1 protein-coding gene is annotated in these 1,140 nt (G+C 35.5%); it reads right to left on the bottom strand.

Annotation, left to right across the window (positions count from 1 at the left end):
- Positions 1–930: 930 nt before the first annotated feature.
- Positions 931–1,140, bottom strand: a 210-nt coding sequence (locus tag OIF36_05635; GenBank protein ID MCV6599934.1) for a hypothetical protein, incomplete at its 5' end; no start/stop codon positions are given.

Below are 1,140 nucleotides of genomic sequence, written 5' to 3'. Positions count from 1 at the left end.
GCCTTCAAATCAGACACTTCACTCCCCACAGTTCACTTCAATGCTTCACTTTTCGATTCTCTTGCAAAAAAAAAAATAATAAACATCAACACGACCTACCATTTAAACTACATTCACACAGCTTTATGAATCCTGTTTCTGATAAGATCAAAGGTTCTTGTGCGCCAACTAAAAGAATACTGAAGGCTTAGCAAGGATTGACCGTGGTGGCCTATTGGCCCTAGCCTAAAAAACTATTCCGAATTCCGAAAATGTTCTTGTGGTAACGTTGAAAAATTTCAGGTCCATGTTCGGCAATCTTCGGTAGTTGTCGGAATTCTTCAGAAGACTTCGGGCAATCCTCGACAATCTTCGGTAACTTTTCGAAAATATTCTGGTGATCTTCGGCACTCTTCGATAATTTTCGAGTTAACTTCGGTAAATTTTCGGAATATTTATTTATTTATTTATTGAGCTCGCCACACATAGTTTACATATGGAGATAAGGAAAAAAAAGAGATGAAAATAGAACAAAAAAGCAATAAATCTAATTACGTTACAATAATAGGGCGATTGAGGGGTCGACACTAAGAAAAAAGAACTATATAAGTACAAATGGCAAAGAAAATAAAGTTGACTTTATAGTTAAATAATAGAGTGGCGAGGAAATCTCGAAGAAGCTTTGAGGCTTATTTATGAGATTGAGATTTCCTCCCATAGAAATTAAAATTTATTATAATTGTTGCATAAATAGGCGATGTTCAAGTAGAAATATAAGGAACAAAAGAAAAGAAAAGAAAAAAATAGGAGGAAAAGAATGCAATGAAACTATGATTTAAACTCATTTTCCCTCTCTTAGAAAAGATTTCGTGAGTCGCTTGAAGCTAGGAGCACTTGTTGTTGCTTTAATATAATTACGTAAAAGAATCGAAAAGTGAGCTTCGGAAGCCGTTAGGGTTCTCCAGGTTTCTTTGGCTTAAATTCAGAAATTAAATTCAAAGCCAAAAACGAAACCCGAATCTTTCCGGCGCCGAATAAATCCCGCTCTCCCTCATGACAGGCGGAGGACTTCTGATGACAGATGCTCAATAGTTTAATAAAATATTGGAATCCATCTCCAAAATTAAAAAATAACTCAATTTTCCTGCAAGAGTAGTTGCC

It is taken from the genome of Alphaproteobacteria bacterium (assembly GCA_025800285.1).
Lineage (GTDB): Bacteria > Pseudomonadota > Alphaproteobacteria > JAOXRX01 > JAOXRX01 > JAOXRX01.
This window is presented reverse-complemented; position numbering and strand designations above follow the sequence as displayed.